We start from the raw sequence: 17309 nt of genomic DNA, 5'->3' as shown, positions 1-17309 counted from the left end.
TGATGGCCCCTAAATTTTTGTGATGAACCTATGGAAGGAAATGATGAATCATGTTTTTAATGTAAAAAAGCTGAATCAAAAGAGAATATGATTGGCAGAAATAATCGAAACGGGTCAAATAATTCTATCTTTGCCAATCATTTGGAGATCTACCCATTTGAATATCTACTATAAGTAAGTTAAAAACATGCCGCAATCAAAATTTATTTGGGCCCTTTTGGGGGTCGTGTTCTTTATTTCTAGCTGTATTAAAGACGAGGCGAAAAACATGGAAGCTGATATCACACAAGTCTCCATCGCCGATAGTTTGATTAATGTCAAACCTATCATCAACAACAGAAACGTTGTTATCTATGTCAAACCAGGGAAAGTGGATTTGAAAGAATTCGCCCTTGATTTTGACTTAACGCCTGGAGCAACTTCGGTTCCTGCCTCAGGTTCGGTCCAAGATTTTTCTGCCCCTGTATTTTATGAGGTCACTTCTGAAGATGGACAGTACAAAAAACAATATTCCGTGACTTTACTGGAGTCCTCCGTTCCTGAAATGTTTGATTTCGAACTGTTCAAACATGACGAGAAGAAAAACTGGATTTATTTCTATGAAGAGGTAGAGGGCGTTCAGCAAGAGTTATGGGCTTCCGGAAACTCGGGCTTTGCCTTGACAGCCGGTTCTAATCCTACCGAAAAAGCTTATCCAACCCAAGCTACCGATGATCCAAAATTTGTGAAATCAGGAAAATATGCAGCTTACCTGGAGACTAAATCCACTGGTTTCTTAGGTTCTTTGGTGAAGAAGCCTATTGCGGCTGGTAATCTGTTCATTGGCTCCATGTTTACCAAAAGTATCATAGACATCCAGACACGTTTTGGCCTCCCATTCAATAAAATCCCTGTTTCCATGACCGGTTATTATAAATATGAACCCGGTAAAAAGGTAATCGATATGAATGGTAAAGAAGTCAATGTTACGGATGAATGTGACATCTATGCTGTATTATTTGATCGCGTTGCGTTGATGCAAGCTACTGCAAACGATAAAGAGGATGCAGGAAGAACCTGGCTGAACGACAAAGATGTGTTGAATAGCCCGCATATCATAGCCCTTGCTCAATTGAAGGAAACTTCTGCAACAAAAGGAGATGGCTTAGTGAAGTTCGATCTGCCATTTGTATTCAAGAAAGAATATAGCCAGTTAGATGCCGACGCGTACCGTTATAGCATTGCCGTAGTGCTTTCTTCCAGCAAGAATGGAGCAATATTCCAAGGTGCTGTTGGAAGTAAGTTAATTGTAGATGAAGTGAAAATCAATGTAAGATAATGAGATTAATTAAAATCGAGATAAAATACGTTCTAATGAGTGTATTTGGTTTGTTTTTTGCCCTGAACCTAAACGCACAGGCTTTAGAAAAAGGGAAATTTAGAGTAGATGCTGAAGTAGGGACTAAGATCGGTGGAGCTTCTCCGTTGGGATTGCCCGTAGAAATTCGCAAGATCAATGGTTTCAAACCAGCTTTGCCTTTTTTCGTAGGGGTTAAAGTGGCCTATGGCATCGATGACAAATGGGGCGTTCGCTCAGGACTGATCTTTGAAGGTAAAGGGATGAAGACTGAAGCAACGGTTAAAGGATATAAAACATCTTTTAATGCTGATGAAGATCCATCACAAAATGTTAGGGGCTATTATTACGGTGATATCACGACCAATGTGGAGAATCTTTACTTCACCATTCCTGTCATGGCGACCTATCAATTAAATCCAAGTTGGAGCCTTCAGACCGGACCTTATGTTTCCATGGCTGTACAACGTAAATTCTACGGTATGGCAACAGATGGCTATATCCGTGATGAAGAACCAACAGGAGAAAAGGTAGGGATCGTAGATGCCGCTTATGATTTCAAAAGCCAGATCAGAAAAGTAGATGTTGGAATGAGCGTAGCAGGAAAATATGACTTCGCAAAACGCTACTATGCTACTGCCCAATTTGATTACGGTTTCAATAGCATCATGAAAACTGGCTTTGAAAGCATCAGTTTCAATATGCACAATATCTTTATGAATATTGGTGTAGGTGTGAGGGTTTTTTAGGAGAGATTAATAGATATGAGATATGAGATTTGAGATAGAAAACGGTCAACTCTTTTTAGGTATGACCATTTCTAATATCTCAATACTCATATCTCAATACTCATATCTTTTCTTACATTTTAAGGCCAATCTCTCTCAATCGTTCATCCAAATATTCGCCGGCGGTATAATCTTCGTAAGCTTTTGGATGTTCTGCATCGATACATGAATCTAATGAAGCCAAGTTCATGCTTGATTTAGGATGCAAGAAGAAAGGAACCGAATATCTTGATGTCTTCATCAGCTCTCTAGGAGGGTTTACGACACGGTGGGTAGTCGATTTTAATTTGTTGTTGGTCAATCTTTGCAACATATCACCCACATTTACAACAATGTCCTCACCTTTAGCCTTGATAGCAAACCATTCTCCATCTTTGGTCAACACCTCTAATCCATCTGCGCTAGCACCGATCAATAAGGTAATCAGGTTGATGTCCTCATGAGCTCCCGCACGCACAGCGTCCGCTGGAATAGCATCAGGGTTTTCGATTGGGAAGTAATGGATGGCACGTAAAATAGAGTTACCATTGATCACGAATTTTTCAAAGTAATCTTCAGGTAGTTCCAAATAAGTTGCAATGGCTTTTAGCAAATTACGGCCAGCATCCTCCAGTTTTTTATAGATTTCTGCTGTTACAGCATTGAATCTAGGTAGTTCTTTCACCTCTGGGTTATCTGGAAAATACACTTTCGAATATTCCTCACCTACGATGGTCTGTCCTCTTTGCCAAAATTCCTTCAAGTCTGGCGTTTTAGAGTCCTTCGCTTTTTCCTTCCCTTTGGAAGTATATCCACGCTGTCCTGCCAGTTCAGGGAATTCATATTTGTCCTTGATTTCCGAAGGTTGGTCAAAGAATTCCTTGACCACTTTATATAGCTCATCGATCAGTTCGTGTGAAAGGCCATGGTTGGCGATGGTGACGAATCCCGTTTCGTTGAATGCCTTGCCAATATCCGCCACAAATTGTTCGCGTTGTTCAGCACTGCCCTCAGTATAGTGCGTCAAGTCTAATCTTGGAATATTTACTAATGCCATGTCTGTTTTGTTTGATGCAAAGTTAATGTAATAATAATATTGAAGAGTAAAAAGTGTTTATAACCTATTTTGTAATATTTGTAATACCTTGAGTTACAGTTTTTAAAAGTTATCAACATTTCTCATTTTTAGTTCCAGATTCCCGAATATGAATTTTAATAATCTATTTGTGTCAAGTATTTATTAAAAAATCACAAAACAGTTTGATTTATCAATTGTAAAATTTAAATTTGTTATGCTTGCATAATAAATGTTAGAAAACCCGAATATGAGCCAAGACAATACCATCGACTATTTTTTAAAGACGGCATGGCAAACAGTTGCCAACAAGTACAATGTAATCGCCTCTCAGCATGGTTTCACTCAAGCTGCTGGATATATTTTGATCAATATCCATAAGGAAGGTACGCCAGTGTCTCAGATCGCAAATTCTACCGGTGTCAAGACCACCTCCTTATCTCGCGTACTAAACAATTTGGAGTCTCTGGGCTTTATTTATAGAGAGACCAGTGATACCGACAAACGTTCTGTAAAGGTATACCTCACAGAGCTGGGACAAGAGAAGAGAAAGGTAGCCAAGGACGTAGTTCGGGAGTTCAACGAACATTTAAACACATCTTTCTCCGAAAAGGAAAAAGCTACCCTTGTCAAGTTTTTAAAGAAAATAAATGAAGTAGCCACAAACTACTCTCCAGTAATACAAATTGAACCATAGGAAATTAGAAAATATACGTGATATGAATAGAAATATTAAAAAAGTAGCTGTATTGGGATCCGGAGTAATGGGTTCTCGAATTGCTTGCCACTTTGCTAATATAGGTTTAGAGGTATTGCTTTTGGACATTGTTCCTAAAGAGCTGTTGCCAGCAGAAGAAGCAAAAGGCTTAACATTGGAAAGCCCTGCTGTCCGAAATCGTATTGTGAACCAATCTTTGGATACGGCAATCAAGTCAAACCCTGCACCTTTATATAGCAAATCCTTTGCTACGCGTATTTCAACAGGAAACTTTGATGATGATATGAGCAAGATCGCTCAGGCAGATTGGGTAATCGAGGTAGTTGTTGAGCGTTTGGATATCAAAAAATCAGTTTTTGATAAAGTAGAGCAGTTCCGCAAACCAGGGACATTGATTACAACCAATACTTCTGGTATTCCGATCCATCTGATGGAAGAAGGCCGTTCTCAAGACTTCAAAGAGAACTTCTGTGGTACCCACTTCTTCAATCCGCCACGCTATCTCCCTTTATTGGAAATTATCCCAACAAAGGATACCAAAAAAGAAGTTGTAGACTTCCTGGTAGCTTATGGAGATAAAATGCTAGGTAAAACTGTAGTGTTATGTAAAGATACTCCAGCCTTTATCGGCAATAGAATTGGCGTTTACTCCATGTTGGCCGTAACACACCTTATCGAAAAATTAGGACTTACCGTTGAGGAAGTCGATAAATATACCGGGCCTGCAATGGGGCACCCTAAATCGGCAACTTTCCGTACTGCGGATGTTGTTGGCTTGGATACCCTAGTGAATGTAGCCAAAGGGCTGGAACAGAATGCACCTAACGATGAAGCGAAAGGAGTTTTTATACTCCCTGAGTTTATCAGCAAAATGGTGGAAAATAAATGGTTGGGCGAAAAGACCAAAAAAGGTTTCTATGAAAAGGTAAAAGATGACAAAGGTAATTCTGAAATCCTTTCCCTTAACTTGAAGGACCTGACCTATGGTCCACAGCAAAAAGTAAAGTCTTCCACATTGGAAGCGACTAAACCCGTTGAAGATATCCGTAAGCGCATGAAAGTTTACGAGCAGGGTACAGACAAGGCCGCAGAGCTTTTCAGAGCGATGCATTATCCTTTGTTTGAATATGTTTCTAACCGCGTGCCTGAAATCACGGATGATTTCTTCCGTATCGATGATGCCATGCGTGCCGGATTCGGATGGGAGATCGGTCCGTTTGAGGTATGGGATGCACTCGGCGTAAAAGAAACCCTAGAAAAGATCAAAAAAGAAGAAAAACGTCTTCCTGGACAATCTGGCGAAGTTGCCCAATGGGTAAAAGATATGCTGGATGCAGGATTTGATAGTTTCTATAAAGTAGAAAATGGAGTCCGTCATTATTATGACATCGCTTCTAAATCCTACAAACCGATCCCTGGAACAGAAGAGTTGATCGTATTAGACCACATCCGTGAGGCTAAGACCATTTGGAAAAACTCTGGCGTTTCCATCATCGACCTAGGCGATGGAATCATCAACTGTGAATTCCATACCAAAATGAACACTATCGGTGGCGATGTCATCCAAGGCTTGAACAAAGCAATTGACCTAGCGGAAAAAGAATACCGCGGATTGGTCATTTCCAATGATGGCAAGAACTTCTCTGCGGGTGCCAATATCGGTATGATCTTTATGATGGCGGTTGAGCAGGATTACGATGAGTTGAACATGGCCGTTAAGATGTTTCAAGATACTTCAATGCGTTTGAGATACTCCGCAATTCCAGTAGTTGCAGCACCATTCCAACTAGCATTGGGTGGTGGATGTGAATTCTCGATGCATGCCGACTTTGTTCAGCTACATGCCGAAACGTACATGGGCCTGGTTGAGTTTGGTGTAGGCGTGATCCCAGGTGGCGGTGGTTCCAAGGAATTTGCCCTAAGAGCATCTGATGATTACCGTCCGGATCAAATCGATCAGAATTTCATGAAAGATCGCTTCTTGACCATCGGCCAAGCAAAAGTATCTACCTCTGCAGTGGAAGCCTTTGAATTGGGCTATCTACAAGAAGGTAAATATGCCATCACGATGAACCGTGCCCGCCTGTTAGCCGATGCCAAAGCCAAAGCGCTGGAATTAGCAAACGCAGGCTATGTTCAACCAGCACACCGCAAGAACATCAAAGTACTAGGAAACCAAGGTCTCGGAATCGTATATGTTGGTGCATCCTCAATGGAAGCAGGACACTACATCTCCGAACACGACAAACTGATTTCCGAAAAACTAGGCTGGGTGATGTGTGGCGGAGATCTATCCGCACCAACCGAAGTCGACGAGCAATACCTTCTAGACATGGAACGCAAAGCCTTCTTAGAGCTCTGCGCAACCCGCAAAACCCTAGAAAGAATCCAAGCGATGTTGACGACGGGAAAACCACTTAGAAATTAGTATTTAGTATTAAGTATTTAGTATTTAGACAAGGCCGAGATACTTAATTTAAGGTTAACAAATTGATAAAATGTCGTTTATCCTTATTTTAATAAATGTTGAATACCTTTTTTAGTACTAATACTTAATACTAAGAAATGCATAATTATAAAGAATTGAAGCTCTGGGTGAAGGCGATTGAATTGGTTTCAGATGTTTATAAAATAACTTCTGATTTTCCAGATAGAGAGAAATATAACTTAGTGAATCAAATTCAACGGGCAGCAATTTCAATTCCTTCAAATATTGCTGAAGGAGCAGGGAGAAATTCCAATAAGTCATTTGTTCAATTTTTGGCAATAGCCCATGGTTCGACTTATGAATTGGAAACACAGTTAATAATATCAAAAAATTTAGGTTATTTATTAGATAGCGATTTAGACAGATTAATTAACAAACTATATGAAGTCCAAAAAATGAGTTTTGTTCTTCAGAGGAAATTGAAGCAGCTCTAGGTCTAACTACTAAATACTAACTACTAAATACTAAAACATGGAAGCATACATTGTAGCAGGATTTCGTACAGCAGTTGGGAAAGCTCCTAGAGGGGGATTTCGATTTATGCGTGCGGATGATTTGGCGGCGGATGTGATTAAGCATTTAATGGCATCGGTTCCAAATGTAAATAAAGAAGATATTGACGATGTAATCGTTGGAAATGCAATGCCGGAGGCGGAGCAAGGTCTTAATATTGGGCGTTTTATCTCCCTGATGGGCTTGGATACCGATAAGGTTCCTGGGTTGACGGTCAACCGGTACTGCGCCTCGGGATTGGAAACCATTGCTACGGCAGTGGCGAAGATCAAGACTGGAATGGCGGATATGATCATTGCAGGTGGAGTAGAGGTAATGTCGGGAATGCCATTTGGTGGCTGGAAGATCGTACCGAACGCCGTGGTCGCTAAAGAGCATCCGGATTGGTACTGGGGAATGGGACTTACGGCGGAAGCAGTTGCAACAGACTATAAGGTGTCAAGGGAAGATCAAGATAAATTTGCCCTGAAGTCAAATGAAAAGGCAGTTGCCGCGATCAAAGCCGGTAAGTTTAAAGATGAAATCGTTCCGATCAAGGTGAAAGACAACTTTGTGAAGGACGGCAAGATCACTACAAAAGAATATGTGGTTGATACAGATGAAGGTCCACGCGCTGATACCTCTTTGGAGGCATTAGCTAAGTTAAGACCGGTATTTGACGCCAAAGGATCCGTGACTGCGGGTAACTCCTCACAGACTTCGGATGGTGCAGCCTTTGTATTGGTGGTTTCTGAGAAGAAAATGAAGGAATTGAACCTGACGCCGATCGCTAAACTGGTATCGTTTGCCGTTGCTGGTGTGCCACCACGTATCATGGGTATTGGGCCCATCTATGCAATTCCAAAGGCATTGAAACAGGCTGGTTTGAAACAAGAGGATATTGACCTTTTTGAATTGAACGAAGCATTCGCTTCTCAATCGCTGGCCGTAATCCGTGAACTGGGATTGGATGAAGAAAAGGTGAATGTTAATGGTGGAGCTATTGCATTGGGTCACCCACTGGGATGTACCGGAGCTAAATTGACCGTTCAGGTGCTGCATGAACTGAAACGCAGAGGCAAGAAATATGGTATGGTTACCATGTGTGTGGGAACAGGACAAGGAGCTGCAGGTATTTTTGAACTGCTGTAGACAAAATAAACTAACAAAATATAAAACAGAAGAAGGTGCTTGTTCACTTATTCTAAATCAAAAAGAATATCATGAGCGAAGAAGTAAAAAATAAAGCAATCAAAGGTGGTGAGTTTGTCATTCGTGAAACTCCGTACACTGATATTTTCATTCCTGAAGAGTTTGATGAGGAAGCGAAAATGATCCGTCAAACCTGTATTGATTTCTTGGATACAGAGGTTCTCAATAAATTGGAAAGAATCGATGCCCAAGAAGAAGGATTGATGCAGAGCCTAATGGACAAATCTGGAGAACTGGGTATGTTGGGCGTATCGATTCCAGAGCAATACGGTGGTTTCGGTAAGAATTTCAATACGTCCATGTTAGTGGCTGATGCTGTTGGAGGAGGTTTCTCCTTTGCCGTGGCCTTATCTGCCCATACAGGGATCGGAACCTTACCAATCCTGTATTACGGGAATGATGCGCAGAAAGATAAATATATCCCTAAACTGGCAACAGGAGAGTGGAAAGCTGCTTATTGTTTGACAGAACCTAACTCAGGTTCCGATGCAAACTCTGGCCGTACCTCAGCGAAGTTGAATGCTGAAGGAACCCATTACCTGATCAATGGACAAAAGATGTGGATCACCAATGGTGGATTCGCAGATGTATTCATCGTTTTTGCCAAGATTGATGATGATAAAAACTTAACGGCATTTATCGTAGAAAAGGATTTCGGTGGTATCACCATGAATCCTGAAGAGCATAAATTGGGGATCAAGGGGTCTTCAACCCGTCAGATCTTCTTCAATGACTGTCCTGTTCCAGTAGAGAACATGCTTTCTGATAGAGAGAACGGATTCAAGATTGCGGTGAATATCCTAAACATTGGTCGTATCAAGCTTGGAGCAGCCACCATCGGTTCTTCACGTGCCGTATTGACCACTGCAATCAATTATGCCAATGAACGTGTACAGTTCAACTTGCCAATTTCAAAATTCGGTGCCATCCGCTATAAATTGGCAGAAATGGCTACCCGTCTATTCGCGAATGAATCGGCTGCATACCGTGCCGGACAGAATATCGATGATGCCTATGAAGCATTGGTCGCATCTGGAATGGACGAAGCAAAAGCAAAATTAAAATCTGTTGAGCTGTTTGCCATTGAATGTGCGATCATCAAGGTATGGTGTTCAGAGATGTTGGATTATGTGGTGGACGAAGGTGTTCAGATCTATGGAGGTATGGGTTATTCCGCTGAAGCTCCTATGGAAAGAGCTTACCGCGACTCCCGTATCAACAGAATCTTTGAAGGTACGAACGAAGTCAACAGACTATTGGTGGTGGATATGTTGTTGAAGCGCGCGATGAAAGGTGAGTTAGACTTAATGGGACCTGCTCAAGCTGTGGCAGGAGAACTGATGTCTATACCTGACTTTGGTCCTGAAGATGAAACTCCTTTTGCTGCAGAAAAGAAAATCGTTGCCAACTTGAAGAAAGCGGGATTAATGATTGCTGGTGCTGCGGTTCAAAAACTGATGATGTCCTTGTCCAAAGAACAAGAAATCCTGATGAATATTGCTGATATTATCGGCTATGTATATGTTGCAGAATCGGTATTGTTGCGTGCAGAAAAACTGCAGCATACGCAACCGGGAGAGCATGCAGGCTATGCAGCTGATATGGCTAAAGTATATCTATATGGAGCGATTGACAAAGTCAATGCTGCCGGTAAAGAAGCGTTAAATTCCTTTGCAGAAGGGGATGAGCTGAACATGATGTTGGTAGGTCTTCGTCGCTTTACAAAAGCACAACCGTTCAATGTCAAAGAAGCTCGCCAGAGAATTGCGAAGAAATTGATTGAAGAAAATAAATACTGTTTCTAAGTATTAAAGGTTGATTATGATTAAAGCCCCAGCAATGGGGCTTTTTCTTTTTTATAGCCCCTCATTTTAGCAATTCACATTGCTTTATCTTAACTTTAAGATTCATACCGATGATTTGAAAAGTTACGATGCCATCATTATAGGATCCGGACCCAATGGACTTGCTGCCGCCATCACCCTACAAAGACAAGGGTTAAGCACCTTGCTTGTAGAAGGTGCCGATACAGTAGGAGGCGGGATGCGAACCAAAGAACTTACCCTTCCAGGTTTCAAGCACGATGTCTGTTCGGCAATCCATCCCATGGCCCTTGGATCACCTTTTATGCGCTCATTGCCGCTAGAGGATTTCGGCTTGGCTTTCAAAATCGCGGATTTTCAGGTTTCCCAACCCTTAGACTCTGGTCGAGCCGTTGTGTTACATCAGGACATGAAGCTGATGCAGCAGGAGCTAGGGCAAGATTATAATGCTTATCAAACACTATTATCACCATTTGTCAAAAATTGGGACTCCCTTTCAAAAGATCTTCTCGGACCATTAAGGTTTCCTGACAATCCCTTGTTGATGGCCAGGTTCGGTTTATCAGGATTACGCAGTGCGCACGTCATTGCCGATCGATTCCAGACCGTTGAGGCTAAAGCCTTATGGTCGGGCTTGGTGGCCCATGGCATCTTACCCTTCAATAAATTGAGTACCGCAGCAATTGGGATGGTGTTAGGGACGTTGGGGCATCAAGTTGGCTGGCCAATTCCAGTCGGTGGATCCCAAGCAATTGCTGATTCCATGTTGGCTTATTACGAATCACTGGGAGGAGAACTGCAGCTCAATTTTTGGCTCGAAGATGTACGTGATCTACCAAAACATAAGGTGCTGATCCTTGACCTCACACCACTGCAGATATTAAAGATTAAAGGCTTAGATCTTCTGGAGGGCTATAGGAAGCAATTGGAAGCCTATCGTTATGGCATGGGGGTCTTTAAAATGGATTGGGCATTATCAGATCCTACTCCCTTTACTGATGGTAGAAGCCAGTTTGCCGCTACGGTACATATTGGGAATACCTATGCAGAAATTGCAAAAAACGAATTGGATACCTATAATGGCAAATTAGTGGACAGGCCATTTGTCTTATTCGCGCAGCCAAGCAAATTTGATCCGACCCGATCACCGGAAGGAAAACATACAGCTTGGGCATACTGTCATGTCCCCCATGGTTCATTTGCAGACCGCAGTGAAGCTATCGAGAATCAGATTGAAAGGTTTGCTCCGGGTTTTAGGGATACCGTCCTGGCAAGGTCATCTATGAATACCGGGCAGCTGGAACAATACAATCCAAATTACATCGGTGGAGATATCAATGCTGGTCAGATGGATATTATGCAGCTGTTCACTAGGCCAACCAAATCCTTGACACCTTACCGCACTTCCAATCCCAATGTTTATATCGGTTCTTCTTCAACGCCACCTGCAGGTGGTGTTCACGGGATGTGTGGGTACCATGCTGCTCGAATTGCATTGAAGGACCATTACCACATCAAAATAAAAATTTAATTATGGCAAAGATCGTATTGGCGGGAGGCACCGGGAATTTAGGCAATTTATTGATCAGTATGTTTAGAGAACAGGACCATGAAATCATCGTGCTGAGTCGGAAGCGTATGGTCAAGCACCATCCAAAGCTAGACTTTGTATATTGGGATGGCGAAAACCTTGATTCCTGGCAGAAAGAACTGGAAGGTGCCGATGTGCTCATCAACCTTTGTGGACTTTCCATCAATAGAAGATTTACCAAGAAAAACAAAGCGTTGCTCCGCAGCTCGAGGTTGGGTCCAACCAAGTTGTTAGGTGAAGCGGTATCCCAATTGGAAAATCCGGTAAAACTCTGGATCAATTTTTCGGGCGTTTCCATTTTCAATGGCGGCACATCTCTAAAAGATGAAACTTCAAAGGAATATTCCAATGATTTCCTAGGTTCCTTGGCGCAGGATTGGGAAAAAACCTTCTTAGCTGCCCATACGCCAAATACCGAAAAACTGATCTTGAGAATGAGTCCGATCCTAACCAAGAAGTCAGGTATGTTTGCTGAGCTATACCCATTGGCAAAGATGGGCTTGGCTGGACAGGTAGGAGATGGAAAGCAAATGATTGCTTGGATCCATGAAGCCGATTTTGTGGGAATGATCGATTGGATCATCAAATCAGACCATCGAACCGATATTTACCATGCCTGCAGTCCTAATCCGGTAAGCAATGCCGAGTTTATGCAAAAACTAAGACAAGCATCAGGCGTTTCGTTTGGTTTGCCCCTGCCAACCTTCATGGCCAAGATGGGAGCATTCGTAAAAGGAGTGGACTCTTCACTCCTGTTGGAAAGCGTTCCGGTAACAACTTTATTAACTTTAAAAAATGGCTTTCAGTTTAATTTTCCCTATCTTCAGCCCGCATTTGATCAATTAATTAAATCATCAACTTAAACATTTTATGTCTGCCAAAACATTTGAACTCTCTGAGGATTGGGTAGTTGTTATCTTGGGATTCGGAATCATTGGGCTTGCCCTGCTTGGTTTCGTCGTACCTGTTCCATCTTTCGGCTGGTCAAACTCTACTGAACTCACTTCAAAAGTACTTTCTGGATCCAATTTAGGCGCAATGGGCCTGCAATTCATCTTAGTCTACGTAACGGCTATTTTAGGAGCCCTCTTGCTCAAGAAAAGCCTCAAGGCATTGCTGATAGTATTTCCGATTATCTATGTCCTGACCCTTTTTGCCTTGGTATTGGCTGGAAATTCAGGTGTTAAGAGTTTCAATCTAGAGGCAGTGATATTCAGTTTGGCTATCGGCTTGATCATCAGCAACTTCTTCAAGTTGCCCGATTGGTTCAAAGCAGCCCTGAATACCGAGATGTATGTCAAGATCGGATTGGTTCTTTTGGGTACAACGGTCATATTTGGCGATATCTTAAAAGCGGGTTCATTAGGCCTTATCCAGGCTCTGGTTGTAGTCGTGTCCGTTTGGTACTTTGCATTCTGGATCTGTAAGAAATTCAAGATCGATAAAGAAATGTCCCTGATGCTTTCCAGTGCAGTTTCGATCTGTGGGGTATCCGCTGCGATCGCAACTTCGGGAGCAATCGAAGGTGACAATAAAAAACTATCTTATATCATCTCATTGGTGTTGGTGACTGCCGTGCCGATGATGATCTTTATGCCTTATCTAGCTGAACTTATGGGGCTATCCCAAGAGGTTACAGGAGCTTGGTTAGGTGGTAGTATCGATACGAGTGGAGCAGTTGCCGCTTCTGGAACCCTAGTGGGTGAGGAGGCGCTAAAGATCAGTACCATCGTGAAATTCTCGCAGAATGTACTGTTGGGTATTGCGGCATTCTTCATCAGTATCTACTGGACCTATTCCAAATCAGTAGATGATAAAACCAAAAGAGAAAAACCAACCTTGAAATTGATCTGGGAGAGGTTCCCGAAATTCGTGGTTGGCTTTGTATTTGTTTCCTTGATGTTCTCCTTTGTGGTTTCACCCGAAACCACAGCATCCATCAAAGATAGTTTAAAGAGTGTTCAAGGACTTTGGTTTGCCATTGCTTTTACCTCTATCGGTCTGGAAACAAACTTTAAAGATCTGTTTAAACAGGACAATAAGAAACCTCTGTATGCTTTCTTGATTGCTCAAACTTTCAATATCATTGTAACCCTGGTCTTAGCCATCGCCTTGTTTGGTTAGTCCTTGAAATCCACAATATACAAGCCTCAATCATCGTGATTTGAGGCTTTTTTATTTCTGTTTATCCATGGGAATATTTAAAATAATTTGTGCAAATTCAGGTCTGAAATCATCATATACATGAAGAGAAAATAGCATGGACGAAAAACAGTTGTTGCAATACTATAAAGAAACAGGCAGTTTGGATGCGCTAGGCAAGCTATATGCTCCATACATGTCCTTGTTATATGGTGTTTGCTATAAGTATCTTCAGGATGCCGAGCAAAGCCAAGACGCGGTCATGCAGATTTTCGATGAGCTAATAAATAAGTTGCGCGTGTATGAGGTGGATAATTTCAAGAGTTGGGTTTATGTATATGCGCGCAATTTTTGCTTAATGCAGCTAAGGAAAAACAAGCAGATTACGAAGGTTGACATCGAGGAAAACCTCTATGAATCGGAGAAGATGCTCAACCATGGTGATGAGAAGAAATGGGGGGAGCAAGACTTTGAAAAATTGGAATCCTGTATCGCGGGCCTGAACCAAGAACAGGAGCTTTGCATCCGAATGTTTTATCTGGAACAGAAATGTTATAAAGATATCGCCGAACAGACGGGACATGATATAGCCAAAGTAAAGAGCTATATACAGAACGGCAGGCGGAATCTTAAAATTTGTATGGAGAAAAAGTAATGGAAAATAATTATCAATTAACGCGGATTCACAATTACGTCATGGGACTCATGAGTAAGGAAGAGATGTACGAGATGGAACGTGAAGCCTTGAACGATCCTTTTTTACAGGATGCTATCGATGGATATAAACTCCAACAAGGGGTAGATTCCCATCAGTTGAGCATTTTGCAGCAACGATTGGCCAAGAAAATCGAAGCCAAAGCGGAGGATAAAAAGAGAAGATTCTATAACTGGCAAAGGTTGACGGTTGGGATGGCTGCTGCGGTTTTATTCTTGGTGGCATCCTCACTGATCCTATTTAAATATATCACCCATCAGAAAACAGAACGTAATAATGAAGTTATTTTGATGGAACATGAGATGCATGTGCAGTCTATGCTCATGGAAAATGCCGATGCAGTACCAATTGGAGGCTGGGAAAAATTCAATGAAGAACTGAATTCCGAATTAAGGGACATTCATGACAGGGGGAATGTGCAGGTAACTTTTGATGTAACCGATGGGAAACCTCAAAATATCCGAGTGACCTCCTCTAGCAATAAAAATTTAGATGCGATTATCTCGACGTTTATTGAACAAAAAGTAAGATGGACTGGTGAAAATGGGGGCGTGGCAATAGCGGTTGAATAATATAGTAATGGGTATAAGTAAAAGGTCAAGGATATTTTCCTTGACCTTTTTTATTGCTTATTCTTCCCAACGGATCTTATCCTCGATCGGGCTTCTAACCGGCTCTCTCGGTTCTGATTCATGGTGTCCCATGTAGAAGAATCCGATACAACGTTGATTTTCCTTCAGGTTCAAGAATGGACCGATATGATTGATCAATCCAGGAGTAGCCCAATATCCACCGATACCGATAGATGCTGCTGCCAACCACATATTCTCTACTGCACAAGCCGTAGCAGCTAATTCTTCCCATTCAGGAAGATCACCAGAATAATCGACGATAATAGCTAAAGCAGCCTTAGATTGGGTCGCTTTTTTGGCCATATTCTGTTCAGTAGCCTCTGTATATTTTTCAGCTGGCGTTACCGACTTGTAGATTCTTGCTAATTCATCACCCAAACGGATCAAACCTTCGTTGCGGAAGACCACAAATCTCCAAGGTTGTGTGCGTTTATGCGTAGGAGCTGCATTTGCCGCTTCCAAAATAGTCAATAATTCCTCGCGGGTAACCTCTTGATCTGTATAGTTCGCCTGGAATACCGCTCTTCTGTACTCTATGTTCTTTAATACTTCGTTCTGTAGCATATGGTCTAAATTTCTAGTTTTATTGTTTTTATTATGAAAGTTCTTCCCAAAGGGCTGCGATGTGTAAGATGGTCAATACGGCCTTTTGCATGTCCTGGATCGAAACCCATTCCTGCTTGCCATGGAAGGCATGACCACCAGCAAAGATATTAGGACAAGGCAGCCCCATAAAGGATAACCTAGACCCATCTGTACCACCACGGATACTTCTTTTTTCTACCTTCATTCCTGCGCGTTCGATCCCCATCATGGCGATCTCTACCACTTTCGTATCCTTATCCAATACCTCTTTCATGTTGCGGTATTGCTCGCTAACTTGAAATGAATAGCTTGCTCCTGGATATTTGGACAAGACTTCCTTAACGATTGTTTCCAATTCAGCCTCGTGTTCCGCTAATTTTTTGGTGTCGTGGTCACGGATGATAAAGTTCAAGGTCGCCTCCTCTACTGTACCTTCCATATTGGTCGGATGTACAAACCCTTGCTTAGCATGGGTTGTTTCTGGAGATAAACGATCCTTAGGAAGGCTATCTACAATGTCTGCAGCAACCTTGATCGCATTGATCATTTTTCCTTTTGCATAACCAGGGTGAATGGAAATTCCATCAATCTTGATCTTCACGCCATCAGCAGAGAAGGTTTCATCTTCCAAGGTTCCTGCTCTTTCCCCATCCATGGTGTAGGCATATTCAGCACCCAATTTCTTCAAATCAACATGGTCTACTCCACGTCCGATTTCTTCATCAGGGGTAAATAAAATCTTGATATCGCCATGCTTAATTTCAGGGTTGCTCATCAAGATGCGGGCAGCATCCATAATTTCTGCCACTCCAGCTTTATCATCGGCACCTAACAGGGTTTTTCCACTGGCAGTTACGATATCATTTCCGATTTGTTCCTTCAGATCAGGGTGATCGGCCATGCGGATCACGATTTTTTCATCATCGGGAAGAACAAGGTCTTGACCTTGGTAATTCTGGTGGACCAAAGGCTTAACATTGGTTCCGGAAGAATCTGGAGAAGTGTCTACATGTGAACAGAAACAGATAACAGGCACCTGTTTGTCGGTGTTCGAAGGGATAGTGGCATAAACATAGCCTAAATCATCCAAATGAGCGTCTTCAATGCCCATAGCTTTTAATTCTTCGACCAATATCCTGCTTAAGTCTTTCTGTTTTTCTGTAGAAGGTACTGTACTTGATTGCGCGTCAGATTGGGTGTCAACCTGAACATATTTGATAAAATTTTCAGCAACCTGAAAATCATGAATCTGATTAATTTCCATTTAACAAAACTACAAATTTATTACCCTCTTAACTAAAATCACTGCCATTAAATCGTAATATATGGCTGTATGCATGCGAGTTTACTTTTCTAAAATTTTAAATTTTCTTTAGAGATCATTTTGACCTTATTCGAGACACATTCGGAATTTTCGCAATATGCCTCGAATAATGGTAAAAGGAGTCTCGAAGGGATGTTCCTGAAAAATTTTAAAGATATCCTTTCCATTGTCAACCTGAGAAGTGAAAATTTGCGCAGAATTTATTGGAAGGTTATGACAGCAAGTTGGCAATGAAAATCAATTAGCTCTTTTATTTTTTTAAATATAGAACCCCTTTTTGGTTTCCATTATTTTAGCTGCCATGGCACGTTAGCCTGGAAGTCGCGCAAAAACGATGTTCGATTAATCGAACATCGTTTTTGCATTAGCCCTATATTGTTTACCATCCATGCTAAAATAATTCTGCCCT

Annotated in this window: 15 protein-coding genes; 12 read left to right on the top strand and 3 right to left on the bottom strand. The window is 41.8% G+C overall.

From position 1 onward, the window contains the following. The first annotated feature begins 187 nt into the window (after positions 1–187). On the top strand, positions 188–1318 hold the full coding sequence (locus tag ACWICE_RS18695; protein WP_454298983.1) for a PCMD domain-containing protein: 1131 nt from the start codon (positions 188–190) through the stop codon (positions 1316–1318). 35 nt (positions 1319–1353) lie between these two features. Further along, entirely contained in the window at positions 1354–2085 is a 732-nt protein-coding gene (locus ACWICE_RS18690) for a porin family protein (protein ID WP_454298982.1), read from the top strand. Between the two features lie 112 nt (positions 2086–2197). Here ACWICE_RS18690 and ACWICE_RS18685 read toward each other — a convergent pair whose 3' ends face one another. Further along, on the bottom strand, positions 2198–3160 hold the full coding sequence (locus tag ACWICE_RS18685) for an isopenicillin N synthase family dioxygenase (RefSeq protein ID WP_454298981.1): 963 nt from the start codon (positions 3158–3160) through the stop codon (positions 2198–2200). A gap of 268 nt (positions 3161–3428) precedes the next feature. Here ACWICE_RS18685 and ACWICE_RS18680 point away from each other — a divergent pair, with 268 nt between their 5' ends. The 10 genes from ACWICE_RS18680 to ACWICE_RS18635 all read left to right on the top strand — a co-directional run bounded on the left by ACWICE_RS18680 (position 3429) and on the right by ACWICE_RS18635 (position 14931). Further along, positions 3429–3875, top strand: a complete 447-nt coding sequence (locus ACWICE_RS18680) for a MarR family winged helix-turn-helix transcriptional regulator (RefSeq protein WP_185213959.1) — start codon at positions 3429–3431, stop codon at positions 3873–3875. Between the two features lie 22 nt (positions 3876–3897). After that, positions 3898–6324 (top strand): 3-hydroxyacyl-CoA dehydrogenase/enoyl-CoA hydratase family protein, encoded by a 2427-nt coding sequence (locus ACWICE_RS18675; RefSeq protein ID WP_185213960.1) that lies wholly within the window; start codon positions 3898–3900, stop codon positions 6322–6324. Between the two features lie 137 nt (positions 6325–6461). Then, a complete protein-coding gene (locus ACWICE_RS18670; protein WP_313260377.1) occupies positions 6462–6818 on the top strand; it encodes a four helix bundle protein in 357 nt (118 codons plus the stop codon). 37 nt (positions 6819–6855) lie between these two features. Further along, complete coding sequence (locus ACWICE_RS18665; protein WP_185213962.1) at positions 6856–8028, top strand: acetyl-CoA C-acyltransferase; 1173 nt, start codon at positions 6856–6858, stop codon at positions 8026–8028. A 71-nt stretch (positions 8029–8099) separates the two neighbouring features. After that, a complete protein-coding gene (locus tag ACWICE_RS18660; RefSeq protein WP_454298980.1) occupies positions 8100–9893 on the top strand; it encodes an acyl-CoA dehydrogenase family protein in 1794 nt (597 codons plus the stop codon). Positions 9894–10008: 115 nt separating this feature from the next. Beyond that, the gene (locus ACWICE_RS18655; RefSeq protein ID WP_454298979.1) at positions 10009–11442 is read left to right on the top strand and encodes a phytoene desaturase family protein; all 1434 of its coding nucleotides are present in this window, start codon (positions 10009–10011) and stop codon (positions 11440–11442) included. Positions 11443–11444: 2 nt separating this feature from the next. Next, positions 11445–12365, top strand: a complete 921-nt coding sequence (locus ACWICE_RS18650; protein ID WP_454298978.1) for a TIGR01777 family oxidoreductase — start codon at positions 11445–11447, stop codon at positions 12363–12365. Between the two features lie 7 nt (positions 12366–12372). Next, positions 12373–13626, top strand: a complete 1254-nt coding sequence (locus tag ACWICE_RS18645) for a YeiH family protein (protein WP_185213966.1) — start codon at positions 12373–12375, stop codon at positions 13624–13626. Between the two features lie 136 nt (positions 13627–13762). Beyond that, positions 13763–14299 carry an RNA polymerase sigma factor gene (locus ACWICE_RS18640; protein ID WP_454298977.1) on the top strand — a complete coding sequence of 179 codons (537 nt, stop codon included), beginning with the start codon at positions 13763–13765 and terminating at the stop codon, positions 14297–14299. A gap of 50 nt (positions 14300–14349) precedes the next feature. Then, positions 14350–14931, top strand: a complete 582-nt coding sequence (locus ACWICE_RS18635; RefSeq protein ID WP_185213968.1) for an energy transducer TonB — start codon at positions 14350–14352, stop codon at positions 14929–14931. Between the two features lie 57 nt (positions 14932–14988). Here ACWICE_RS18635 and ACWICE_RS18630 read toward each other — a convergent pair whose 3' ends face one another. Further along, a complete protein-coding gene (locus ACWICE_RS18630) occupies positions 14989–15555 on the bottom strand; it encodes a nitroreductase family protein (RefSeq protein ID WP_185213969.1) in 567 nt (188 codons plus the stop codon). A gap of 31 nt (positions 15556–15586) precedes the next feature. Continuing rightward, on the bottom strand, positions 15587–16840 hold the full coding sequence (pepT, locus tag ACWICE_RS18625; protein WP_454298976.1) for a peptidase T: 1254 nt from the start codon (positions 16838–16840) through the stop codon (positions 15587–15589). Positions 16841–17309 lie beyond the last annotated feature (469 nt).

It is taken from the genome of Sphingobacterium sp. NPDC055346 (genome assembly GCF_053645235.1).
The sequence above is the reverse complement of the archived record's forward strand: the minus strand, read 5'-3'. Positions and strand labels throughout refer to the sequence as shown.